The organism is Paraburkholderia acidicola (assembly GCF_002362315.1).
GTDB classification, from domain to species: domain Bacteria; phylum Pseudomonadota; class Gammaproteobacteria; order Burkholderiales; family Burkholderiaceae; genus Paraburkholderia; species Paraburkholderia acidicola.
Window position 1 is genome coordinate 1,073,603 of the sequence record NZ_MTZV01000006.1, and the last position, 25,038, is coordinate 1,098,640.

Below are 25,038 nucleotides of genomic sequence, written 5' to 3' on the forward strand. Positions count from 1 at the left end.
CATCGAGCAGCCGTGTTCAAACGCAATAGCAATCTTCAAACGAAAATCAAATCGTGGTTTACCTCGATCACTATGAACCCGTAATACCTCATCAATCATGATCTGAAAAAACGCATCTTTCCATGCGGTACGCATAATGCATTGATCAATCTGGGCGCATCCGGTTTCCGGATATGCCAGGGAATTGTATTTCCGGACGTAAAACCTTCACACATCAGGAGAAACACTATGGAAAATATCCAAAGCCGCCTCAAAGATATTCTGGTCGAAGAACTTTATGTCGAAGTCGAAAAAGACAAGATTCTCGACACCCATTCTCTTCGCCAGGACCTCGGCGTCGATTCGCTGGGCTTTGTCGAACTGAAAGACCAGATCGAAAAGCACTTTCAGGTTAGTGTCGACGACGACCAGTTCACGCCAGAAAACTTTGCGACGATTGATTCCTTAACCAGCCTGATCGTCAGCCTGAGCCACGTCAAGGCACAGTAATGTCGATTGCGTGACGCTCGCTTGCGCGCACCGGCTGCGAGCGTGCGAAAACTGGCCATAGCTGCTCATGGGATACAACTGATGACCCCCGAGGAAAGAAAAAGGCTGGTTCTGATCATCCTTCTGGTCGTACTGAGCCAGATGACGATCGACATTTACCTGCCGTCGGCTCCGGAGATGGTGCATGTCTTTTCCGCGACCCAGCAGGAAATCCAGTTCAGCATCGCGATTTTTCTGTTCGGATACGGCGGGTCGCAAATCATCTACGGCCCGCTCTCTGACTATCATGGACGAAGGCCGGTCCTGCTGTTCGGGCTCGTGCTGTTCCTGCTGTCGACCATCGGCATCGTACTGTCGACCAATGTCACCGTGCTCCAGATACTGCGCGCAACCCAGGGCATCGCACTGGGCGCCACCAGCGTCTGCGCCCGCGCCATCATGCGCGACAGCTTTCAGGCGGCGAAGCTGCCGATCGCGTCCTCGTCTCTCGCCATGGCCTGGGCACTCGTGCCGATTCTGGCACCGACGGTTGGCGGGTATCTGCAGGCCTATTTCGGATGGCGTGCGTCGTTCTGTCTGCTGATCGTATTCGGCTTCGTGCTTGCGCTGTTTATTTACCTTCGCATGCCGGAAACCTTGCCGCGCCCCCGTCAGGACATCCGCCTGCTCTCGCTCTACCGTGCCTACGGAACGCTTTTCGAGAATCCCGCATTCCGTTCGAACGTGATTCTGCTTGCGCTGCTGTTCGGTATTTTCAGTCTCGTCAACGTGGCCTGTCCGTTCGTCCTTCAGGTGAAGTATCAGCTCGCGGTGACGGACTACGGCTGGGCCATGCTGTTCATTTCATGCGGCTACCTGATTGGCTCGACCACCAATAACCGAATCGCGAGAAAGCGCGACCCGGTCACGATCATCGGTTATGGCATGGGTATCCTGATCGTCGCCGTGACCGCCAACCAGTTGCTTTCCGAATTCGGCCGCGACGATCTCCTCACGCTCATCCTCACTTTGTTCTTCATCTACATGTCACTCGGGATGATCTTCCCGAGTAGCCTGTCGTCCTGCCTCAGACCGTTCGTTCAGAATGCGGGTACTGCAAGCGCGATGTACGGCCTGATCGTGTTCTGTGCCGGCTTCGCCATCAGCAGCCTCTATGTCTACGGGTTCGTCGTGAGTCGTCAATCGCTCGACTGGGTACTGATGATCAGCGCGTTCCTGATGCTGGCCTGCTTCCTGTTCTACGTTCGTCCGGCGCGCAGACTCTCCTGATTCCGCGGTTTGTGCGATGCCCCGCCGGCGTGCCACACACGCCGGCGGAGTCTCAACACTCAACGCTTAGCGGATGCCATCTCCATCATGCGTTTGCAGCTCGCGTGCCAACCGCGGCAATCGCGACACGCGGAGCAATCAGATAACGAACGCCATCGATCGACTTGACCGTCAGCTCGCGCACGAGCAATGCGTCCGCCACATCGTTCGTATCCGTATCGCGGCGCAGTTCTGTCAGATCGTCATCGGTGAGCCGGAAATACGGCGACATCAGATTGTCGAGCGTGCGCGTGGAAAGCCCTTCCAGCTCGACGATCCTCTGCAGGCGATCGAGCGCGAATAGTTCGATCAGATAGTCGTAGAACCTGCCTCGCGCGTCGAGCTCGTCGCAGGTTGCGTCGAGCTGCATCACGAACGGGTCGTAGATCAGATGCTCGGACACGTCGACGAAACCCGCGCCGTCGAGCAGGCCGGCAAGCTCGTTGCGCTCGAAGTGCCGGTACTCATGGCCGCAGCTGCGAAACTGATGAATACATTCCGCGTACCAGTCGGCTGTCGGACTGCCTTCGATAAAGTCCTGCAGCACAAAGGTCCCGCCCGCCTTGATCCGTCGCCCGGCTGCCGCGGCGAACGCCCGGCGCTCTTCGGGCGGCACATGGTGTGTCCCATACGACGACACACCGTAATCCGCAAACGCTTCCCGTACGAGCGGCGTACGCAGATCGCTGTAGAAGACCAGGCGGTTGTCGCCGTGCGCCTGCCGCACCATCGTAATCGACACGTCGTTGCCGACATATCTGGGCCGCTCATCGACGAGACCTTGCATGACGCGATCGAACGTGCCATTGCCCGCCAGCACATCGAACAGAACGTGGTCGCGCTGCCAGCGATGGCTACGTTGCAGCAGGCGAGCGAGCGCGAGATAGCCGTGACGCCGCGACAGCACCTTGCCCACATTCAACTGCTGGCGTCCGTAGTGGCCGCCCACGCTCTCGTGAGAAAAACCGCCCGCGTCAATCTTGCGCAGGTCGTCGTGTACCGCCACGAGATCCATGCTGCGGATTCTGTCGAGATCCAGATATCGCGATGACTCTGGAAACCGGTCCGTCATCTCCGTGAGGAGGTTGGAGTACGAATCGTCGGTGTGGCGAATTTCTGTTGAGCCGGATCTCTCGTTCGCCATCAAAGCAGTAAGCGTCATGCGTATTCTCCGAATGGTCATGCAAGACCAGTTATGTGTGGGGCCTGCGAATTGCAAATCAAAGAAGCCATGTCGACCGTTCTTCTGGTCGGGCATGTGCGTATCGGCACGCGAGCCGGGACGGTGAGGCGTGGCTTGCCGCCCTTCACGTGGAGCAGGCGTGAATCATCCCGGCGGCTACCGTGTGGTGCGACACCTCGTCGATCAGCACGAATGCACCGGTGCCCTGATGCGTCGCGTACGTGTCGCAAACGAGAGACTGCTGAAGCGTCACCGTCACGCGGCCGATGTCGTTCATCGCGAGATCGTGGCGGTCGACTGCGTGCGACAGCGTATGCACGTCGAGCACTTCACGGACTGCGCCGATCCGTGCGAACACCGTGTTGGTGGTGTGCTTCAGCAGGTACTTGTGTTGTGTCGACAGCGGCACTTCGTCGAACCAGCACAGGTCCGCTTCGAGCTTCTTTGTCGACTCAACCGATTGCCCGGCCGCCACAAACGTATCGCCGCGCGACACATCGACATCCTCCGCGAGGCGGATCGTCACCGTCTGTCCGGCAAACGCGCGATCCACCTGTGCCGTACCACCCGGCACCGGCGCGATGATTTCGCTCACCGTCGCTTCACGGTTCGCGGGCAGCACGACGATCGTATCGCCGAGCTTCACTTCGCCAGATTCGACACGGCCCATATAGCCGCGGAAATCGTCAGCCTGGCTGCCGTCCTGGCGCGCCACCCACTGCACCGGGAAACGTAGCGCCTGGCCGGTCGGCTGTTCGACGGGCAACGCTTCGAGCACGTCGAGCAGCGGCTCGCCCGCGTACCACGGCATACGCTCGCTGGCTGTGACGATGTTGTCGCCCTTCAGCGCCGACACCGGCACGAAACGCACATCGGCAAGCCCCAGATGACGCGCGAGTTCGACATACGCATCGCGGATCTCGTTGAACCGCGCTTCGCTGTAGTCGACCAGATCCATCTTGTTGATCGCGACGATCGCGTGCTGCAGACCGAGCAGCTTGACGAGCGCGCTGTGACGCTTGGTCTGCGGCAGCAGTTGCGCGACGCCGTTCTCGAATGTGACGCGCGTCGCGTCGACGAGAATGATCGCCGCATGCGCGGTCGAGGCACCCGTCACCATGTTGCGCGTGTACTGCTCGTGACCCGGCGTATCGGCGATGATGAACTTGCGTTTCGCGGTCGCGAAGTAGCGATACGCGACATCGATCGTGATGCCCTGCTCGCGCTCGGCTTCGAGGCCGTCGGTCAGCAGCGACAGGTCGATTTCGTCGCCGACGGTGCGCTTGTTCTTCGCACGCGACAGCGCCGACAGTTGATCCGACAACACGGCCTTGCTGTCGTACAGCAGGCGGCCGATCAGTGTGCTCTTGCCGTCGTCGACGCTGCCCGCCGTGATGAAGCGCAGCACGCCGAGGTCTTCTGGTTGATGAATGCTCATGATTAGCGAATGCCTTAGAAATAACCCTGCTTCTTGCGCTGTTCCATCGCGGCTTCCGACGTCTGGTCGTCCATCCGCGTCGCGCCGCGCTCCGTGATTTCCGTCACGGCCGTTTCGGCGATGATCTTCTCGAGATCGTCGGCATCGCTTTCCACCGGGCACGTGCAGCTGATATCGCCAACCGTACGGAAACGCACCAGCGCGGTTTCGCTGGTCTCACCCGCGCGAATCGGCGTCAGCGGCGTAACCGGCACTAGCAGACCATTACGGCGCACGATCTCGCGCTGATGCGCGTAATAGATCGACGGCAGTTCGAGCTGTTCGCGCGCGATGTATTGCCACACATCGAGTTCGGTCCAGTTCGAAATCGGGAACACGCGCAGGTGTTCGCCTTGATGCAGCCGCGCGTTGAAGAGGCTCCACAGTTCGGGGCGCTGTGCCTTCGGATCCCACTGGCCGAATTCGTCGCGGAACGAGAAGATGCGTTCTTTCGCCCGCGCCTTTTCTTCGTCGCGGCGCGCGCCGCCGATCATCGCGGTATAGCCGTGCTGCGCGATCGTCTCGAGTAGCGTGACAGCCTGCGCGGCATTGCGCGAATCGGTCTCGCGGCGCAGACGCACGGTGCCGCGTTTGATCGAATCCTCAACGTGACCCACCACCAGTTCCGCGCCGATTTCCTGCGCGCGGCGATCGCGGAAGTCGATCACTTCAGCGTAGTTGTGACCGGTGTCGATATGCACGAGCGGAAACGGCAGCGACGTCTTGCGGTTCGCACCGAGACCAAAGGCCTTCAACGCGAGATGCAGCACGACCACCGAATCCTTGCCGCCCGAAAACAGCAGCGCGGGCTTGCTGCATTCAGCGACCAGTTCACGCAGGATGTGAATCGACTCGGCTTCGAGCCAGTCGAGGTGATCCATCCGGTGGTCGATGCCAGCAGATCCAGCAAAAGTGGATCGATCGAGCATCGTGCTCATTGTCCAGGTCCCTGGCTCTGAAGGCGAGTCGGGTTGCCCGACGCGGGACTATCGCCATATAGTCCGGAACGCGTGGCTCCTGGGTACGTGACGACCAGATCTGCCGCGAGATGCTCGACGTCCTCGGCAAACGTGCCGCGAAAATCGTCGTCATCGTAGTAGGCCAACGCCTGCCGGAACATCTTGTCACGGCTTTCCCAGCGGTTCTCCATCGGGTACTGCGATACGCGCGCGTGGTCGTCGTGCGAAATATGCAGCGCGTGGCCGTCGATATGTCGCGCGAGCCCTGCCCCAAGAGTCAATCGCGAGACCATGTCCTGGTCCTCCCAACCCCAACCGTGCAGACGCCCGTTGTAGCCGTTCACCGACAGGAAGTCCTGCTTCCTGACGAACAGCAACCCGGGCGCCTGGCGCGTGCCGTCCTGCGCGTCTTCCTCGTTGTCGAGAATCGTGAGTTCGCGACCATTGCGGATCCTGACGTCGAGGCGATAACCGAAACGCACCACGTTCTTCGCCTGCCGCGAGTTCTGTTCTGTCTCGCGCACGCCTTTCAGCGTCGCGAACCGGCCTGGTGTGGCAACCAGCTCGCGCACCAGTGAGGCGATTGCGTCTGGATCGACGATGATGTCGCAGTCGCAAAAGAACAGCACATCGTGACGCGCCGAGTGCGCGCCGAGGTTCTGTGCCTTTGTCTTGTGGAAATACGGTTGTTCGCCGAGTTCGACGACCTGAACCGCGTGCTCATGACCCTCGATCTGTCGAGCCAGCACGCCAGCGTCGCCACCGAAGTTCACGATCACGACTTCGCCGTTCAGGCGGTTCGCGGTCTCAACGAGTCCGGGCAGCGCGCCGGCCAGTTCGTTGCGGTTGCGCCACGTCACGATGATGGAAAGCATGGTCAGTCTCCTCTGGGTTGCGCTCGCGTCGATGCAATGGGCGCCACGGTTACGGCGCGTTGCACGACGTCGTGCCGGTCATGCATACCGGACCGCGAACTCGTTGATGAATGTGGTCAAGCGCTTCACCGCCTGTTCCGACACGGCGTTGTACAGCGACGCACGCATGCCGCCGAGCGAACGGTGGCCGCCCAGGCCAGACAAGCCGGCTTCGGTGGATTTCTCCTTGAACAGCGTGTCGAGCCGCGCATCCTTGAAGCGGAACGCGATGTTCATCATCGAGCGCGCCGCTTTCTCCGCATGACAATCGACCACCTCGCGCAACCCGTCGAGCGTCGCGTAGAGCGCGGCGGCCTTACGCGAGTTGATGTCGCGCATCGCGTCGAGACCACCGATTTCGTCGCGGATCCAGTGCAGCACCTTCGCCATCACATAGATCGCAAACACCGGCGGCGTGTTGTAGTTCGAGCGATGCTTGATGTGCGTCCGGTAGTCGAGCATCGGTGGCAGGGTGTCGGGGGTGCGTTCGAGCAGCGCGTTGCGGATCAGCGTCACCGTCACACCGGCCGGTCCCAGGTTTTTTTGCGCGTGCGCGTAGACCATCCCATAGGCCCGCACATCGAACGGCTTCGACATGAAGTCCGAGGACATGTCCGCGATCAGCGGACTACCCGGCAGATCGGTGACCGCCGGAAACTGCAGCCCCTCGACGGTTTCGTTAGACACGTAATGGCGAAACGACGCGCGCGTGTCCCAGTCGAGCGCATCGAGCGACGGTAGCGCGCGGTAACCGCTGGCTGCGCCGTCCCAGATCACCCGCATCGCCCCGACGCGCGATGCCTCCTCCAGCACCTTGCGGCTCCAGTAGCCGGTTGTGACGTACTCCGCTGCGGCAGCGCCCGGCACCGAGAAATTCATCGGGATCATCGAGAACTGCAGGCTGCTGCCGCCTTGCAGGAACGCCACGCTGTAGTCATCCGGAACCTGCAGCAACGCACGCAGGTCCGCTTCCGTCTGCGCGAGCAGGTCCACGAACCAGCTGGACCGGTGGCTCATCCCGAGCACAGAGAGACCGGTTTCCGGCAACTCGACAACGGCTTGCTGAGCCTGCTGCAACACGGAGTCGGGTAGCGCGCCGGGGCCACCCGAAAAATTCAACTGATTACGATGCATCTGATGACGCTCCCGAAACAAGATGACGGCAGGAATCGATTACTTTTGCTGATAGCTGGGCGATGGGCGCGCGACACCGCGCCTGAGCCCGCGGTTGAGCGGTTCCGAGTAGTACTTGAAAATGACCTGCGCAACCACCGCCGACACGCCGAGGAAAAAAATGAACCACAGCGGCTTCGCATCAATACCGACGTTCTCCCGTGTGATGTATTCACGCAGGATGCCCAGCACGACGATGTGAAAGAGATACAGCTCGTAACTGCGCTGCCCGAACCAGCGGATGAAGCGCGACACCCAGGGGGACGCCGCCGCCTCGCGTGGCGCGGCATTCTTGATGCTATACAGCAGCACCGCCGTGCAGAGTGCGACGACCGAGACGCCCCAGACCACGTGCTGCATGATCGGGCCGGACAGGTAGGTCACCGCGATCGCGGCACCGGCAACCAGCTGGATCGCCCGACTCAGACCGCGCGAAAGCGTACGCGCGGGCAGCAGCGCGACGCAGCTCCCCATCGCTATCGCGTCGAAGCACGACAGATAGCCATAGAGCGCCACGATCTCGTCGTCGGCGTGCAGGCTGCGGTAGATCGGCCCGACGATAATCGGCACGCACAGGAACAGGAGGATGTAGCGATGGCGCCGCAACAGGAGGCAAATAATCGGGAACGACAGGTAGAACACCTCCTCGACCGACAGGGACCAGAGAATATTCATGCTGTAGTTGAAGTAGCCCACCTTGGCCATCAGCACGTTGTGCCAGAAGGTCAGCACGGACAGCACCGAGACGAGCACGCTCGCGGTGTCAGGCTTGTTGACGAACGAGCGCATGCCGAGCGAACCCAGAGCGACGATCACGATCAGCACGAGCACGAGGCACGGCAGGATCCGTGAGGCACGGAACCGGTAGAACGCGGCAGGCCGGATTTCACCGAGCGAGCCGAAGCGCTTGACCGACGTCGACGTGATCAGGTAGCCCGATACCGCGAAGAACATCGTCACACCGTAATTGCCGTTGCGCGCGACCGCCTTGATCGCATCGGACAGCCAGGGTGCATCGAACGGCGTGATGTTCAACCGGTACGTCAGGTGAAAATGCAGGATCAACACCAGCAGGATTGCGATCCCGCGTAAAAGGTCGACACCGTCGCTGCGTTTCTTCAAATCCATCTTCCATTCCTGTTTCAGAGTTCGTGTTTCAGAGTTCATGTTTCGCGCCGAACGGCTCGCCGCCTGTCCGCGATCGGCCGCTTATGCCGCTTATGCCGCACAACGTTGTAATCGCGCCTTCGTGTGGATCATCTGTTGCGCGATATCTTCGATTTCGTCGATACCGTAGGACCGTGGCAGCGCTGTTGCACCCTTACCGGCTACCTGGTCCGACGTGATGCGCACCATCCCGTGCGCATCGACCGTGACGCCTTCCTCCTGTCCCCACTCGCGATTGCTCGCCACGGCCTCGTCGCGCGTCACGCCAGGCGGCAGGTCCAGCTGAAGCTGGCCATCGACAAACACCACGGGGTAGCCGCCAGGCAGACCGAGTGGGCCGGGCGCGTGCCCCGCATACCGCTCGATACGACCGAGCGCTGCGCCAATCAATTGTGCGCCGGTTGCCCCGGTGATCAGGTTCAACGCCGGACCGGCCGGCAACCGCACGTCGGGCAACGCATCGGGCCTGCTTTCGGCCGCATCGCCGATCCACACGCGCGGCGGATGTCGTCGACCCTGCCCGGCGATTGCCGCGGTGATCTGCCAGTGATGCGCGAGCATACGGAGTCGCGCCGGCGCATCGAGATTCAAGCCGAGATGCCCCGCATACGTTGCCGTCAGCGTCGCGACATTGCCGATGCCGCACAGCACATCGTGACCGAGACGCATCAGGATCTCGTTCGACGCATCCGGATAGCACGCGTTGATCAACCGGCTCGACGGCGCGTGTGTGCCGATTGCGCGCGCGACACGCAGCGCCAGCGCGACCTGCAACGGCAAGGTCGCGCCGTAGCCGCTCGCACGGATCCCGGCGGCCCAGGCGTCGTTGCCACCTGCGATTTCCCACATTGATTGCAGCGACGCCGCATGAAACACCAGCTTCGGCGCGCACGCCTCGAGCAACCTCGCGAGATCGTCGGGCGCATCCCAGTCGAGTGCACGGTGCGCGACGCGATGGCGCATATCGAGCGCACACGCCCGCGCATTCGCGGCTTGCGACAGCCACGTGAGCCGGGACACGTTGCGCCCTGCCAGCATGATCGACATCGGCCCGGTACCCGTGGGCATCGCCATCAGATCAAACAGCACAGCTTCCGCGAGCGAGCCGGTGCCCGTCACCAGCAGATCGACCGGCACGCTCACGTGCCCCGTCCGAGATCGGCCGCAATCCGCCCGGCGATATCGGCGCCCGACAGGTGATACCGCCGCAGCAGTTCAGCGGTCGAACCCACGTCGCCACTCCAGTTCGCGGGCCAGCTGAACACCGGTTCGCGAATCGCGTAACCGTTAGAGCGAAGCAGATCGGCGAGACCGCCAAAGCGCGTATGGTCATCGACGATCCAGATTCCGTCGACACCATTCAGCAGCGCATCGAAGGCCGACGTGGGGAACGGTGCCAGCCGCGTCAGATGGATCACACCGGCATCGATGTCGAGCGCACGCAGTCGCTCGGCTGCGTCATCGGCTACGTGAGTGAACAACCCGCAGCTCACCAGCGCGAACCGGTGACGCTGACCGATCCAGCGACACTCGGCGGGTTCGCCAGGCAGTTCGCCCCACGGTTCGCGCGGATAGCGGATATAGGCGGGCCGGTTCGTCTTCATCACCTCGTCGACGACGAAGCGCGTGTCGGCGTCGCTGCCCGGCGCCCAGATATCGAGGTTCGGCAGCGACGCCATCACCGCGATATCGTTCAACGCCTGGTGGCTCTTGCCATTCGGCCCGCCACATCCGCCGCTGTGCGAACCGACGAGCGTCACGGGCATGCCGGTCTGCGCGAGACCCACACGTATCTGGTCATACGCGCGAAAGCACAGGAACGCCGCGAACGAGAATACCCACGGCCGCAACCCGCACGCGGCCATCCCGGCCGCCGTCGACACCATCGACTGCTCGGCGATCCCCGCCATCAGAAACCGCTCCGGGTGCGTGGACGCGAAGCGATCTGCGCCATACGAATCAGCGAGATCGCCGTCCAGCACCCAGATCCGCGGGTCGTGCCCAGCCCGTTCGACGAGCGTCTGTGCGCAATGTGCAGCGGGCCTCATACCACACCCTCCGCGACGGCCACGGCTTCCCTGAACTGATCGTCGGTCAGCGATGTGCAGTGCGACAGCCCGGGATCGAACTCGAATGCGGGAATGCCGCGTCCCTTCACGGTCCTCGCGAGCAGGACGCTCGGCCGGCCGCGCCGCACCGTCATGGCGTGCAATGCGGTCTCGAGCTGAACGAGATCGTGCCCGGGCGCCTCGTGGACATGCCAGCCAAACGCGGCCCACTTGCGTGCCGCATCGGGCAATGGATCGGGCACCACCCCGTCGATGCCGTGCCAGCCCATCTCCTGGAAACCGTTCAGGTCGACCACCGCGTGCAGGTTGTCGACGCCGTAGCGCGACGCGAACTGAGCCGCCTCCCACACCTGGCCTTCCTGGCATTCGCCGTCACCGAGAACGACCCAGACTCGCGCACCGGTTCCCCGCAACGCGAACGCCATCCCCAGGCCAACGGATAACCCCTGGCCGAGCGACCCCGTCGAGAAATCGACTGCGTCGAGCAGCGTCATGTCCGGATGGCACGGCAGGCGGCCGCCGCCCTTGCCGTAGGTTGCAAGCTCCTCTTCCGGCAGTGCACCGACCGATGCAAGCACCGCATACAGCGCAACCGATGCATGACCTTTTGACAGGATCAACCGGTCGTTGAGTCCATCGGCGAGACGTCCCGCGTCGCGCCGGAGCACACGGTGATACAGCACCACGAGCGTGTCCAGCACGCTCATCGCGCCGCCGAAATGACCGCCGTCCGCGCCGTGCAGCATCGTCAGCACGCGCTTGCGATTTTCCAGCACCTGATTGTCGAGATTCATCGAAATTCCCGTTCGGAAGAAAAGGTCAGCGCAGTTGCGACAGACCGTGCAGGTTCAGGAGCCGCTCGGGCCGGATCTCGCGCCAGCACGCCTCGAATGCAGCGAGCGCGCCGGCATCGTCGACCCGGGCCGCGAGCGACGCGCGTGACAGGTTCGAGCCTTCCTGCGCGTCGGTGCCAAGCGCCTGTTCGATCGCGGCGCGGTACGTGTCGAGATCGGTACGCGCGGGCAGGATGCGCTGTAGCGCACCTACCGGGTCTGCGAGCAGGTCTTCGTACCAGACGAGCGTGGGATCGACACTCGCCGCGTGCATCCGGTCAAATGCCTCGACCGACGCCTTCAACAGGTCAGCGAGCGCTTCGCCGCTGTCGCCAAAGGCACGCGAATTGGATCGCACCCAGTCATCCCGGTTGCGGCACATGAAGACATAGTGCGCAGCGGGCATCGCGTTCAGGAATACATCGACTGCGCGGTTGCAGCGCGCCCGCAGTTTGATGATCGGCTTGCGCCCGCACGCGGGCTCGAACGCCGCGACGCAGTTCTGCACGATCCGCTCGCGCGCGCCATCGGCCGCCGCACGCTCGGCGTCATCGTCGAAGTGCGCGACGTTCGTCAATACGTCGGGCTCCGACACGGCCTGCTCGCCCACCGCGGCCAGCAGCCGCGACAGCAGCGTCGAGCCGCAGCGGCCCACCGAAAAAATGAAGGTCGGTGCCATGTGCGTCGCGCGGCCGGACGTGTCGAGATGCTCGAACGGCACCTCGAGCAACCACCGTGCGGTGCGCCGCTGGCGCTGGTACAGGAACGGCACATCGGTCATCGCACAGTCGTCGTCCCAGCGGCTGTACAACAGCCGCGCCTCGCGCCAGTCGACGCACAACGGCACATAGCGCTGCCAGTCGTCGACCTCGCGCGGGCTTGCCGCCTGCGCGACCGCCTCGGTCACGAAATCGCCCGGCCGGAGCATCCGCGTCGAATCCACGTGCTGCGATGCCAGGACGCGTAGCACACGCACCGGCCGGGCCGGATGGGAGGTCAACCGGTTCATCGTCGTCTCATGGGCCCGGTCATGCGGCATCGGTACATCACGCGCGCCGCTCACCACAGCGAGCCGAGCAGAATCTGCGCGTCCTCGGTAAACCCTTCGCCGCCGTTCGTTCCGCCCGCGTACTCGCCGAACACCGGTCCCTTGTCCGAATCGAAGAGATCGACCCGCACGTGCTCGATGCCCGTCCAGTTCCGGTAGTACTCCGCGAGATGCTCGGCGAGCGCAATCACCATCGGGAAATGCACGGGGCGGGCAATGCCGCGCTCGACCGGTTGTGCGCTGTGATACAGCGCAACGCGATTCCAGTCCCGGTCGTAGTCGTAGGCGATGCAGCCGAGGTCGTAGCCGACGCTCACGTAGTGGATATATTCGACCCGCCCGTGGAAGGTCAGACACTTGAATTGCGACACGCACGGTGAACCATCGCGATTCTCGATCATCTCTTCGATCAGCACGTCGTTGTTCAGCCCGCGATAGCACCACTGCTGCTCGAAGAACGCGCGGATCTGCGCATTGTCAACCGGCCTGCCGGTCTTCAGATCGACCCCGTGATCCATCAGCATCAGCACACCGGTCTGGCACCGCGGCTTGATCACGTAACGCGCCGGCAGCTTCGCGAAATCGATGTCGGCGGGGTTGCCCTCGAAGTACAGCTTCGGCAGATATTCCGCATACGCCTGCAGGTGGCTGCGACACGTCAGCTTGCAATCGAGCTGGGTCTCGCTAGCCACACGCCGCATCTCGTCCTGCGTGGCGCCTCGCCGGAAGACGCCGCGCCGGTCGTCGTAATGCGGCCACCTTGCCTGCACTTTCTCTCTGAATGTATTCACCTTGGTCTCCATTCGCACACTATTCGAACCTCATTTGAACCTTACGCACGGCTGCCGCGTGCCACCCAGCTCTCGCGATTGCCGCGCCGATAATCTTCCAGCTCGCTCCAGTCGTCGACACCCTGCGCACGCCAGTCGACCCGTTCGTGCGTGAGCCCGAAGTGGTCGAACAGCATCTCGACGAGCGAGCAGTTAGCCCAGCCCATCAGGCCGCTCTGACGCGCGGTCGCGCCAGGCGCCGCGGCATCCTCGTAAAGGAACACGAGGTTGCCGGTGCGGCTGCGTGGACCCGGCACGACGTCGTTCAACCAACTCTGTACGCGACCGCGCAGAGAAGCGTTGGCGAGTCCGCCCTGCTGGGTACGCCGGACAAACGAGTTGACGCGATGGTTGCGCAACCGCTCCCAGAGGTTCCAGCGCTCGAGCGCAACCCATGTGTCGAGGATGAAGGCACCGGGCGCGATGCGACCGATCTCGCGCATGACGTCGACGTGTTCGATCAGATGGCTCAACACGCCGAAGCAGAGAATCGTGTCGAACCCACCGGGTTCCACCGACTTCAGATACTCGACCAGATCCGCGGACACCACCTCATAGCGGTCCCGGCTATGTCCGCCTTGCGCAAGATTGGCCCGCGCGCTGTCGATGTGATCGGCACGCACCTCGACCCCGACGACGCTCGTCGCACCGTGCGCGAGCGCCGCGTGCATGAAGCGCCCGTCGTGACTCGCGAGGTCGAGCACGCGCTTGCCGTTGAAATCGTTCGCATAGCCGCTGACCAGCACTTTCGAGCGCCAGTTCAGACGGTGTGCATTCGCACGCACGTTGCTCGATGCGAGAAATGCGCTGCCGGAAAAATCGACGTTCGACTGGATTAACTGATTTGACATGGGGACACTCGCGCTAGATTGAGGAAGCGGCCGTGGCCACGCTGCGGCGATCAGCGCCAACTGGGGCTGCTGCTGCGGCCGTCGCGGCCGCAGGTGCGCACTCGCCGACGCCGTAGGGCACATCTCCACGCACGCAGACACGTTGGGCGAAGCGCCGCCCCGTTCCGTAATCGTCGACCGCCGTGTGCATCGTGCAGCGGTTGTCCCAGAGGGCAACGTCGCCATTCGACCAGTGCCAGCGCACCGTGTACTGCGGCTTCTCCATCTCCGCATACAGGTAGTTCAGGATCGTCGCGCTCTCTGCCGAGTGGAAGCCTGTGATGTGGGACGTCATGAACGGATCGATGAACAGACACTTGCGCCCCGTCTCCGGATGCACCCGCACGACCGGATGCTCGGCACTGAACACCTTCGACAGATCGATGTCGGAACGGCCTTGCGTCTGGAACGCACCCGGCCGCTCCGCATACTGCTGGCTCATCATGTCGTGTACGGCGCGTTGCCCTTCGAGGAACGTCTGCATGCCCGGAGACAGCGCAGCGTAAGCGGCCTCGAGATCGGCCCACATCGTGTCGCCGCCGCTTTCCGGTGTCTCCTTCACGCACAGAATCCCCATCGCGGTCGGTGCTTTGGCGATACTCAGGTCGGTGTGCCAGATCGATGCGCGGCCGCTCGGTACGTTGGCGTCGAATACGGTGATCTCAGGCTGCCCTTCGGGCTTTGCAGAAAACGAAGGAAAGTTCGTTTCGATTTCACCGAACAGCTTGCCAAATGCGATCTGCGTTTCAGCGCTCAGATCAGGCTGGTTCGTGAAGAACAACACCTTGTAGCGCAGCAGCGCCTGACGGATCTCGTCGACATGTCCACTCTCGACGATGCCTGCGAGCGTGCGATTGCGCACCTCCGCACCAATGGTCCCGCTCAACCTGCGGATGTCCAGTGTTTCCATGTCGTCAGCTCCCGATAGTTTGAATGGCTGGATCCGCAGCGCGCTCGCTGTACGCGGCAGCAGACTCAAAATGTGCTGTGGCAAACCGGTACAGTTCGATATCGAACCGGTTCTTTTCCTCGACATACGCACGGCACGCATCGCTGAGCGTCATATCTCGCGCATAGGCGCCTTCGTTGCGGCGCTCCTGCGCTGGCAGCGGCCAGCCGAACGCTCGCGAAAAGCGCTGCATCGACACGTCGAACTGTTCGGTGAGGCCGAAGGCCGCGAACCGTTCAAGCAGATTGCGCTTCGCCAGTTCGAGATGCGCCTCGGTCACACGCTCGCGCGACGATGCAAATGTCGCGCCCGAAATCGCGCGCACCTGGCTGTTGTCGAGGTCGATACTCGCGTCGCTCATCAGGAAGCGCTCCAGTCCGATGCGGCGCTGGAACAGATACGTATGCAGGTAATGGGTCCGTTCCTTCAACGCGTAGAAGTAGTACGACACGAGGCGTGCAACAGGCTCGCGCAGCAACGTCAGATAGCGGCAGCCACTTTCGCCGTCGTCGAAGCCGTACACGAAATGACCGCGCAACAACTCGAACGACGCCTTTTCGTCAGCATCGAGTTCGCGAAACGCGTCGACCTTCGCGTTGACGACCGGATGCAACTCGTCCGCGTAAAATTTCGCCGCCTTCCGGCCCGCGTACAGGCCGTCGAGGTACACACCGAACGTCGTGCCGGCCGTTCTCGGGATGTGTACGAATGCGATGCGATGGTCGTTGGTTGTCATGCCGTCACACCTTTGCAGGACACGTGTTCCCATACGCTGCCGACTGCGCGCGCAATCGCCTCGGGGCAATCGCGCAGCAGGTAGTGGCCGATGCCCGCGTACTCGACGAGCTGCACCGGCCGCCCAATGTGCGACCAGTCCTGGAAGCGCACCGGGTAGTTCGGCACGAGTGGATCCTCGCTGCCGACGAGGCACCAGACCGGGATGTCCACGACCTCGAGCGCACCGCGGCTCATCAGGTCCACCAGATGGTTGTAGTAGACATCCGCGAGCCAGCCGTCGTAACGGAAGTCGTGCAGGAAGAAGGCCTGCTCGTCGGGCTGGGCTGGCAGCGTCGAGCCGGCCTTGCCGAGGAAGGCCAGGATCTCGTCGTCGGTGCGCGTGTCGCGCTTGCCCGTGACCGTACGCATCAGCGCGCCGCCGATGCACAGCGCCCGCACGTCGGCTGAACGCCGGACCAGCTCGCGCGTAATGGCAAGCGCCAGCGCCGAGCCGTTGCACTGCGCGAATACGATGGCCGGTAGGTCGGTGGCCGCGAGCAGATCGTCGCAGACCGCGTTCGACAACCGCCTCACTTCCTCGAGCATCGCCCCATCGCTGTCGACTTCAGTACGCGGCAACTTGACCCCGAACATCGCAACATCGCTTGCCTGCTCCGGCATCGCGCGGCTCATGTCGACGAAGTTGACCGGGCCGCCCGCCGCATTCGCGACGCAGACGACGACCGCCTTCGCCGTCGCAGGGTCGCCGGCCATCAGCACGATCGAGCTCGACTCTTCCGATGCGTGTTCCAGATGCTCGGCGAGTGCTTCGATGGTCGGGTGATCGTAAATGTCGGTCACTTCTAGCGGCGGGCCATACTTGGCCGCGATCCGGATTGCCTTGAACGAATCGCCACCGAGGTCGAAGAAGTCATCGCGAATGCCGAACGCTGCATGGCCCAGTACGCCGCGGAATATCTCCGTCAGACGTTCCTCGACCGGCGTGCGTGGCGCAACCGCAGTCGGGCACGGCACGTCGAGCTGGAACTGCTCGCGCAAGCGGTTGCGGTCCACCTTGCCACTCGGCAACTGCGGCAGCTCTGTCTCGAAGCGGAACACGGACGGCACCATGTAGGGCGGCAGCTTTGCCTTCAACGCGTTGACGATCGCGTCGCGCTCGTCAGCGTGCGGCACGACGTAGGCGCACAGAAACGCCTCGCGGTTCTCGGGCTGGATGACCAGCACCGCCGCCTGCCGGACCGTCGGAATCGCGCGCAGGCTCGCCTCGACCTCCTCCAGCTCGATCCGCATGCCGCGCACTTTCACCTGCCGGTCCTTGCGGCCATGGAACATCAGTACGCCGTCCTCGCGCATCGCGCCAAGGTCGCCGGTACGGTACAGACGTCCTTTGTAGCGATCGGGAAAGGGGCTCTTCACGAACGCCTGTGCGGTGACACCAGCCATGCCCACATAGCCGCGTCCGACACCGACACCGGTCACCACGATCTCGCCGCGGGTGCCGATCGGCACCGGGCGCAACTCGTCGTCGACGATGTAGATGTCGAAATTGGCCAGCGCGCGGCCGATCGGGACCGGATTCACGATCTCGTCGCCAGGCGACATGATGTGATGCGTAATGTCGTCGGATGCCTCGGTCGGGCCGTAAGCGTTGATGACCTTCGACGCCGGGCACAGCGCGAACCAGCGCTTGAGCAGCGCCGCATCGACGGTCTCGCCGTTCACCATCATGAAGGTCAGCGCAGCCGGCCGCGGGCAATCCGGATGCTCTTCCATATATTCGACGAGGGCCTGCAGATAGGTCGGCACGACCTCGAGAATCGTCAGGCTGTCGGTGTGCATCCGCTGGATCAACCCGGCGATGTCGTTGACCACGCGGTCGTCGTAGACAAACGTCGTGCCGCCTTTGGTCAGCGCGATAAACATCTGCCAGACCGAGACGTCGAAGCTCATCGACGCGTTCTGTGCGACGCGGCTGTCTTCGTCCATCGCGAGGTCGAGCGCCTTGTTCGCGATGTTGTTCAGCATGCCGATGTGCTCGATCATCGCGCCCTTCGGCTTGCCGGTGGAGCCCGATGTGAACAGCACATAGCTGAGATCGTTGCCCGACAGATGGACCTCGGGATTGTCCTCGAGCAGCGGGTCGTCCATCACGAGATCGTCGAACACGATGCGCGGCATACCGGCAACCGCCGGCTCTGCAGCCGCCACGGACGCATCGACGATCAGGGCTTTCGCGCCCGCCAGATCGAGCATGTCGTGCATGCGTTGCGCGGGCAGCACGGGGTCGATCGGAATATAGGCCGCGCCGATCTTCCAGATCGCGAGAACCGTCAGAGCCAGCCGGTCGCTGCGCGCGATCCGCACACCAACCAGTGAGTCCGTGCCCAGCTCCGGGAACGCCTGCATCAGCCGGTTCGCGATCCGGTTCGCGGCGCGATTCAACTGGTCGTAGCTGTACGCGCGATCGTTGTAGACCAGCGCGCGGCGTTCAGGCGTCGCCGCTGCGTGATCTTCGAACAGGTGCGGCACCAGATGGCGGCCGAGTCTCAGATCGCCCTGCCGGGTGACGCAGCTGAGCGGTATGCCGCCGTCGCCGTGCGCATAAGAAGAGGCACCAACGGACGCGTTACCCACACCACCGCGCAGTTCGCCGACCGCGTGCTCGAGGTGCTCGGGAATACGGTTCAGCATTGCTTTCAGGTTGTCTGCCATGATTTCGATATCCTCGATGTGGTATCTCGATCGATCAAAAGCGATTTCGAAGCACAAACGCGGCCCCGGTTTGGCCGATACGGTCAGGCCGTAGTGCGTGTCCTCCGCATAGCCGTGATCGCGCAGGCCGAGGATGCGTTGCCCATCCTGCTCGGCCAGCGGATAGTTCTCGACGATGAGCAGGCTGTCGAACAACGCCTGCCCGCCGCGCAGCCCGCTTTCGCGCTGAATGTCGATCAGATCCAGCTGCGCGTGTGTTTCCCGTTCGACGTGACGCTCGTGCACCCTGCGCAACCAGTCGCGCAGCGGCATCGACGGTTCGATATCGACGCGGACCGGCACGGTAGCGATCAGCGGGCCGACAATCGTCTCGATACCGTGTACGTCGATCGCGCGCCCCGATGTCGTCACGCCGAACACCGGTGAGCTTTCACCGCTATAGCGCCCGAGCACGAGTGCCCAGGATGCCTGCAGCGCGATCGCGAGCGTGGTCTGGACGGCGCGGACGACTTCCACGAGACGCTGTGTCGCCGCTTCGTCCAGCGCCCGCGTGACGACGTGCGGTGCATCGCTCTCCACCGCCCGTTCTGGTTGTTCGATGTGCAGCATCGTGCGTTGTGTTCGGGTGCCGATCTCTTCTTTCCAGTACCGGCGATCGGCGTCCAGCGACCGGTATTGCCGCCACGCCACGACCTCGCGGAACTGCGCCGCAGCCGGCAACGAGGGCGAGTGCCCTTGCGTCATTGCTGCGTAGGCGCTCAGCAGGTCGGACCAGATGAGCTGCACGCTCCATCCGTCGAGCACCGCGTGGTGATACGTCCAGATGAAGCGATACGTCGTATCGTCCTCGCGCACCAGATGAAAGCGCATCAGCGGCGCGCTGCCGAAATCGAACGGCGTCGTCTTGTCCTGCGCAAGCAGTGCATCGAACGCGGCCACGCGTGCATCGGGTGAGAGCCCGCGATGGTCGAGGTTGCGCCACGGGGACGCGGCCTGCGAAAGCACGATCTGCAACGGCTGCTCGCGCTCGAATCCGACGAAGGCCGTGCGCAGCACAGCGTGGCGCTCGACCAGCGACTCCCACGCTCGCTGGAAGCGCGCAGCGTCAAACCCGCCGCCGACGGTCGCGTAGATCTGGTTCGTATAGGCGCTCGCTTCGCCCGGCAGGAGGCTGTGGAACACCATCCCCCACTGGATCGCCGTCGCGGGGTACAGCGTTTCGAGCATGGGGTAACCCGTATGCCAGCCGGCCAGTTCGTCGCGCGTTACCGTGGTCAGCGGAAAGTCCTCTGGCGTCGGGCACCATGCGACGCACGTCTTGCAATGCGCGACGATCTCGCGAAGCGCATCCATGAAGTGCGTGCCGAGCGCTGCGATCGTTGCGGCATCGAACGCGTGTACCGCGTAGTCGATCTCGAACGCAAGACACCCGTCCTTGATCTCGCCGTTGATACCCAGCGTGTGCTCGCGTGGACGTGCCGCAGTGATGTCCTCGCGCGACGACGTGTCGAGCACGGCGATGCCGGTCGCTTCGTCGTCGGCAACATCGAACTGGCCGAGATAGTTGAAGACGATCTCCGGCGTGTGGTCCGCTTCTGCGGCGGCCAGTTCCGTGTCGCTGGCTACGTGACGCAGGATTCCGTAGCCCAGACCGTGGTGTGGCGTCGCGCGGTACTGCGCCTTCACCGCCATGATCGCCGTGACCACCGCGGTCGTCGTGGCCACCAGGTCCGACGTCGCGGCGACATCGCCCGCCAGCGTCAGCAGTTGCGGGTAGTAGCTCGTGAACCAGCCCACCGTCTCGCCGATGTCGGGTAGTGCACCTTCTACCCCATACTGCGCCAGCACTTCCGCTTCGCGCCCGTGCCCCTCGAGCGCAATGCGCAGCGTGTCGTGACCGCGCCACCGGTGGGTGGCAAGCAGCAGCCCGGCCAGCAGGAGTTCGATGAGATGGGTCCGGTACGCGTGATGCGTCTCCGCAAGCAGTGCGCGCGTATCGGCCGCGTCGAGGCCGAACGACTGGACGCGCGTCGCGCGTCGCGTCGGGTCGGCGCACTCGTCGTCAAGGTCAGGGCGCAGACGCGGCACCGGCGCACGCAGCACGCCTAGCCAGTGGTCGCGTTCAGCACGCAATGCCGGGCTGTCGCTTGCGGCAGCCACTGCTCGCGCCCAGGCCAGATAGCCGTCGCCCCCGGGTTCTGGCGTCACGGTGCGCCCTGCTGTCCACTGCGCAAGCGCCTGCCGGAAATCGTCGAGGATCACGCGCCACGACACGCCATCAACCACGGCGTGATGACCAACCAGCAGCAGACGACTGCGTCCCCGCACATCGCCCTCGGCCAACGCCGCGATGAACAGCGGACCGTCGGTCAGAGATACGCTGTGTCGCGCCGCCGAGAAGAAAGCATCAGCAGTCGCATCGGGCGCGTGCGCCGCATCGCCCCCACGCACCATCAGGCGCACCGTCCCGTCCCACGCATCCGGCTCAGTGAAGTGCGCGCGCCAGCCCGCGTCCGAACGCTCGAAGCGTAGCCGCAACGCGTCGTGGCGAACGACGAGCGCCTGCAGCCACGCTTCCATGAAACTCGCGTCAACGCTCGCGGGAACGTCGAGCAGCCGCGACTGGTGGTAATGATCGACGTGCGTCGAATCAATCGCAAAGAACCAGCGATGAATCGGCAGTAGCGGCATGTCGCCGCGGCTCACCTGCCGCTGCTCCTGCGGTCCCTGGCGACGCACGTTCGACGCGAGCCGCTCGATGGTTTGATAGCGGAACAGATCGCGCGCCGAAAACGCGATGCCGCGCTGACGGGCGCGTGCCGCCACCTGGATCGACAGGATCGAATCGCCGCCGATCGCGAAGAAGTTGTCGGTCACGCCGAGTTCCGGCACGCGCAGCACGGACCGCCAGATCTCCCACAGCGAACGCTCGGTATCGTCGCGCGGTGCCACCGCACCCGACGCGTCATGCCGGACCGGCTCGTCGAACGGAATCTCCTCGAGGGCCTTCCGGTTCAGTTTCCCCGTGATGCCTTTCGGCAGCGAGGCAATGAACACATAAGTAGAAGGCACCATGTAGTCGGGCAAGCGCCGTCCGAGCGCGCTGACCAGCGCGTGACGGATCTGCGCTGCATCGTCGGGAGCAGCCGTGCGCGTCAGGCCGCCCGCCGGCACGACGTAGGCGACAAGCTGTACAGCGCCGTCCCCGCTCCGCTTCACATGTACCGCAGCTTCATCGACGAGCGGATGCGTGCTCAATGCGCTCGTCACCTCATCGAGTTCAATGCGGTAACCGCGAATCTTGATCTGCTGATCGGTCCGTCCGAGGAATTCGATCGTCCCGTCGCGGGTCCAGCGCGCGAGATCTCCCGTCATGTAGATGCTGCCGCCCGGCGTGAACGGGTCCGGCAAGAACCGTTGTGCGGTCAGCTCGTCGCGATTCAGGTAACCGCGCGCGACCCCGTTGCCGGCGATATAAAGATCGCCGGGCATGCCGACGGGCATCGGTCGCATGCGTTCGTCGAGCACGTAGACGCGCACATTGCCGAGCCCGCGTCCGATCGGCACCTTGCCGTTCGCGATCGGTGCAGCGTACGAGTACCCGGTGGCAAACACCGTTGCCTCGGTCGGCCCATACAGGTTCTCGATCGCGGCGGGCCGCAACGCGCTCAGCGCGTCGTCTGCCAGTGTCCTCGTCAGCTCCTCGCCCGCAACGAACACATACCGGAGCCGGTGCGCGCGGGCGAAACGCGCGTCGGCAGCGGTTTCCGGCACGAACTGACGCAGCATCGACGGCGTGAAGTTCACGTGCGTGACGCCGTGACGCAGCAACGCGTCGATGATCAGATCCGGCGAGCCCTCGGCCTGCGGCGGCAAAATCGCGAGCGAACCGTGGCCAATGAACCAGCCGAACAGCTCGGGCACCGAGACGTCGAACGCGTAGTTGGTTTTCAGCAGATAGCAGTCCAGCGCCTCCAGCGGATAGCGCGCCTGCAAGGTGTCGAGCAGATTCGTTACGTTCGCATGCGTGACGACGACCCCTTTCGGCATGCCGGTCGATCCCGACGTGTAGAGCACGTAAGCGATCGCCTGCTCGCTGATCACCGGCATCACTGCGCGCGCAGAAGCCGTGCCCCGCAGTGCGCGCTCATCGATGCACAGGGTCTCGATACGGTGCGCAGCAAACCGTTCATCGCGGATCGACGCAACCGTCACCAGCAATGCCGCCGCGCTGTCGTCCAGCATGAAATCGATCCGCTCAGCCGGCAACCGCGGGTCGAGCGGGACATAGGCACAGCCGGCCTTCAGTATTGCGAGAACCGCAATCACCATCTCAAACGAGCGCTCGAGACAAATCGCAATGCGCTTCGGTTCGCCACCGGTTCGCTCAACTAGCTGGCCAGCCAGTGCATCGACGCGTTCGCCGAGCTGCGCGAACGTCATCGACGCGTTGTCGAACCACACGGCCGTCGCCCCCGGACACGAACGCAGGCGCGCATCGAAGCGCTCGTGGATCAGCGGCGATCCGGCCGGCTCGAACGCGTTCCCGTTCCAGGCGCGCGTGACGTTGTCCAGTTCGCGAGCGGGTAGGCACGAAAGCGCCGCGACCGGTGCATCGGGCATGGCAGCGATCTGCTCGAGCAGCACTTCGTACTGCGCCAGCATGCCGTCGACCGAGCTACGCGCGAACAGCGCCGTCGCATATTCGATCGCGCAGGCGAGACCGTCGTGACGGTGGGCAATCTCGAGGCTCAGGTCGTACTTGGCGGCGCCGACGTCATGCGGCACGGTGAGCACCGGTTCGGTCGATTCATTCGATTCTTTCGATGCAGCCTTCGCAGGCTGCCGTTCATTGTGGAACTCGAACATCACCTGGAACAGCGGTGTGTGGCTCGGGTTACGGCTGGCGCCTGCCACCTGGATCATTTCGCGCAGCGGCAGCGTCTTGTGCTCGTATCCGTCGAGCGTTACCTGCGCCACGCGTGCGAGCAGCGCACTGAACGGTTCCTCCGCGTACAGCCTGGCGCGTATGACCACGGTATTGACGAAATAGCCGACGGTCGACTCAAACGCGCCGACATCGCGTGTCGACATCGGTGTTCCGATGGCGAATTCATCCTGCCTGCTGTAGCGCCACAGCAGGATTTGCCAGGCGGCCATCAACGTCATGAATAACGATGCACCGTGTTTTGCACCGACGGCGGCAAGACGCTCGGCGAGCGCGGGCGGCAGCATGCGCATCGAGGTGGCGCCTGCACCGTCGCGCACGGACGGTCGCGTGAAATCGGTCGGCAGATCGAGCACCTGCGGAACGCCGGTCAGCTGCGTGCGCCAGTATTCGCGCAGGCGGGCGGTCCGCTCCGGCGTCAGCGCGGCGTGCTGGCTGTGCGCAAACGCCTCTGCGGGCACCGCATCCGCTTGCCATACGATCTCCCGGCCGGCCTGCAGCGCGCGGTACGCATCGACGATGTCGCGCGACACGATTAACCGTGACCATGCGTCGAACACAATATGGTGGACGACGAACTGCAGCACGTCGTGATCCGCTCCCACGCGGTACAGGCAGACGCGAAAAAGCGGTCCTGCCTGCAGGTCGAAACGCTGCTGCGCGAATTGCGTCAAGGCGTCGCGCAAATCAGCTTCGTCCGTTGCGGGCAGCGTGGATTCGGTCCAGTCGACCTCGACTCCGGCATGCACGTACTGCCGCAAGCCGTCGGTGTCGTGCAGGAATGTCGTTCGCAGCGAGAGATGACGCGCGGTCACCTCGGCTAGTGCGCGCTTCAGGAGCTCGCTGTCCACGGGTGCGTCGAAGCGCAGCGCCAGCGAAAGATGATAGGCCGCGCCTTCCTCCTGGACCTGCGCGGCCAGCCAGAGATCCTGCTGCGCGGGGGAAGCAGGCGTGTCGGTAACCTGCGCGTCGAATCGATGCGATGCCGGATGTGATTCCGCCTGCACGACGACCCTTCCGATGTCCGCCTCGCGCGACACGCCGCCCGTGCGCTCGACCAGCGCCGCCAGCTCACGGAGCGTCGCGCACGCGAGCACGTCGATACGTGTCACATTCGTTGCGCCGCACGCGCGGACAACATCGACGAGCGCCTCCAGCGGCAGCGCATCGTCGACGTGATCGACCAGAGGATCGTCGACATCGATGGTACTGACGTCAAGATACGCTGCGAACCCGGCTCGCAGCCGCTTCGCCAGCGCATCGTTGATCGTTTCATATGAGTTCGTCATATGTAGTCCTGGTTGACGACTTTTTTATCCGGGGACATGCCATTCGAATGCTTTGCGGCTCG

The 25,038-nt window shown here is 63.3% G+C and carries 15 protein-coding genes and 2 pseudogenes; 2 read left to right on the top strand and 15 right to left on the bottom strand.

Annotated features, from left to right (window positions below; all coding sequences use genetic code 11):
• The first annotated feature begins 228 nt into the window (after nt 1-228).
• On the top strand, nt 229-489 hold the full coding sequence (locus tag BWP39_RS23590; RefSeq protein ID WP_096724598.1) for an acyl carrier protein: 261 nt from the start codon (nt 229-231) through the stop codon (nt 487-489).
• Nucleotides 490-570: 81 nt separating this feature from the next.
• Nucleotides 571-1,758, top strand: coding sequence for a multidrug effflux MFS transporter (locus BWP39_RS23595; RefSeq protein ID WP_096724600.1), 1,188 nt, complete (start codon nt 571-573; stop codon nt 1,756-1,758).
• An 85-nt stretch (nt 1,759-1,843) separates the two neighbouring features.
• Here the strand turns inward: BWP39_RS23595 and BWP39_RS23600 are convergent, their stop codons facing one another.
• The 15 genes and pseudogenes from BWP39_RS23600 to BWP39_RS23670 all read right to left on the bottom strand — a co-directional run bounded on the left by BWP39_RS23600 (nt 1,844) and on the right by BWP39_RS23670 (nt 24,976).
• A complete protein-coding gene (locus BWP39_RS23600; RefSeq protein WP_133116921.1) occupies nt 1,844-2,959 on the bottom strand; it encodes a hypothetical protein in 1,116 nt (371 codons plus the stop codon).
• A 145-nt stretch (nt 2,960-3,104) separates the two neighbouring features.
• On the bottom strand, nt 3,105-4,421 hold the full coding sequence (locus BWP39_RS23605; RefSeq protein ID WP_235851501.1) for a sulfate adenylyltransferase subunit 1: 1,317 nt from the start codon (nt 4,419-4,421) through the stop codon (nt 3,105-3,107).
• 11 nt (nt 4,422-4,432) lie between these two features.
• Nucleotides 4,433-5,395: a sulfate adenylyltransferase subunit CysD gene (cysD, locus tag BWP39_RS23610; RefSeq protein WP_096724606.1), complete on the bottom strand. Its 963-nt coding sequence runs from the start codon at nt 5,393-5,395 to the stop codon at nt 4,433-4,435.
• 101 nt (nt 5,396-5,496) lie between these two features.
• A pseudogene (locus BWP39_RS23615) lies at nt 5,497-6,291 on the bottom strand (glycosyltransferase family 2 protein); the annotation flags it as partial.
• Nucleotides 6,292-6,369: 78 nt separating this feature from the next.
• Complete coding sequence (locus tag BWP39_RS23620; RefSeq protein ID WP_096724610.1) at nt 6,370-7,464, bottom strand: phosphoserine transaminase; 1,095 nt, start codon at nt 7,462-7,464, stop codon at nt 6,370-6,372.
• A 39-nt stretch (nt 7,465-7,503) separates the two neighbouring features.
• Nucleotides 7,504-8,631 (bottom strand): acyltransferase family protein, encoded by a 1,128-nt coding sequence (locus tag BWP39_RS23625; protein ID WP_096726123.1) that lies wholly within the window; start codon nt 8,629-8,631, stop codon nt 7,504-7,506.
• Between the two features lie 90 nt (nt 8,632-8,721).
• Nucleotides 8,722-9,813 carry a hypothetical protein gene (locus BWP39_RS23630; RefSeq protein ID WP_170043897.1) on the bottom strand — a complete coding sequence of 364 codons (1,092 nt, stop codon included), beginning with the start codon at nt 9,811-9,813 and terminating at the stop codon, nt 8,722-8,724.
• Entirely contained in the window at nt 9,810-10,718 is a 909-nt protein-coding gene (locus tag BWP39_RS23635) for a transketolase family protein (protein ID WP_096724612.1), read from the bottom strand. Before BWP39_RS23635 ends, BWP39_RS23630 begins: the two co-directional genes overlap by 4 nt.
• Nucleotides 10,715-11,539, bottom strand: a complete 825-nt coding sequence (locus tag BWP39_RS23640; RefSeq protein WP_170043929.1) for a transketolase — start codon at nt 11,537-11,539, stop codon at nt 10,715-10,717. Before BWP39_RS23640 ends, BWP39_RS23635 begins: the two co-directional genes overlap by 4 nt.
• 19 nt (nt 11,540-11,558) lie before the next feature.
• On the bottom strand, nt 11,559-12,638 hold the full coding sequence (locus BWP39_RS23645; RefSeq protein ID WP_407944805.1) for a sulfotransferase: 1,080 nt from the start codon (nt 12,636-12,638) through the stop codon (nt 11,559-11,561).
• Nucleotides 12,632-13,411, bottom strand: coding sequence for an ATP-grasp fold amidoligase family protein (locus tag BWP39_RS23650; protein ID WP_096726126.1), 780 nt, complete (start codon nt 13,409-13,411; stop codon nt 12,632-12,634). The genes BWP39_RS23645 and BWP39_RS23650 overlap by 7 nt, the downstream gene beginning before the upstream one ends.
• A gap of 41 nt (nt 13,412-13,452) precedes the next feature.
• The gene (locus BWP39_RS23655; RefSeq protein ID WP_096724616.1) at nt 13,453-14,301 is read right to left on the bottom strand and encodes a class I SAM-dependent methyltransferase; all 849 of its coding nucleotides are present in this window, start codon (nt 14,299-14,301) and stop codon (nt 13,453-13,455) included.
• A gap of 73 nt (nt 14,302-14,374) precedes the next feature.
• Nucleotides 14,375-15,250: pseudogene (locus BWP39_RS23660) on the bottom strand (TauD/TfdA dioxygenase family protein); the annotation flags it as partial.
• Nucleotides 15,251-15,254: 4 nt separating this feature from the next.
• Entirely contained in the window at nt 15,255-16,025 is a 771-nt protein-coding gene (locus tag BWP39_RS23665; RefSeq protein WP_096724620.1) for a sulfotransferase family protein, read from the bottom strand.
• Complete coding sequence (locus BWP39_RS23670) at nt 16,022-24,976, bottom strand: non-ribosomal peptide synthetase (protein ID WP_096724622.1); 8,955 nt, start codon at nt 24,974-24,976, stop codon at nt 16,022-16,024. The genes BWP39_RS23665 and BWP39_RS23670 overlap by 4 nt, the downstream gene beginning before the upstream one ends.
• Between the last annotated feature and the right edge of the window lie 62 nt (nt 24,977-25,038).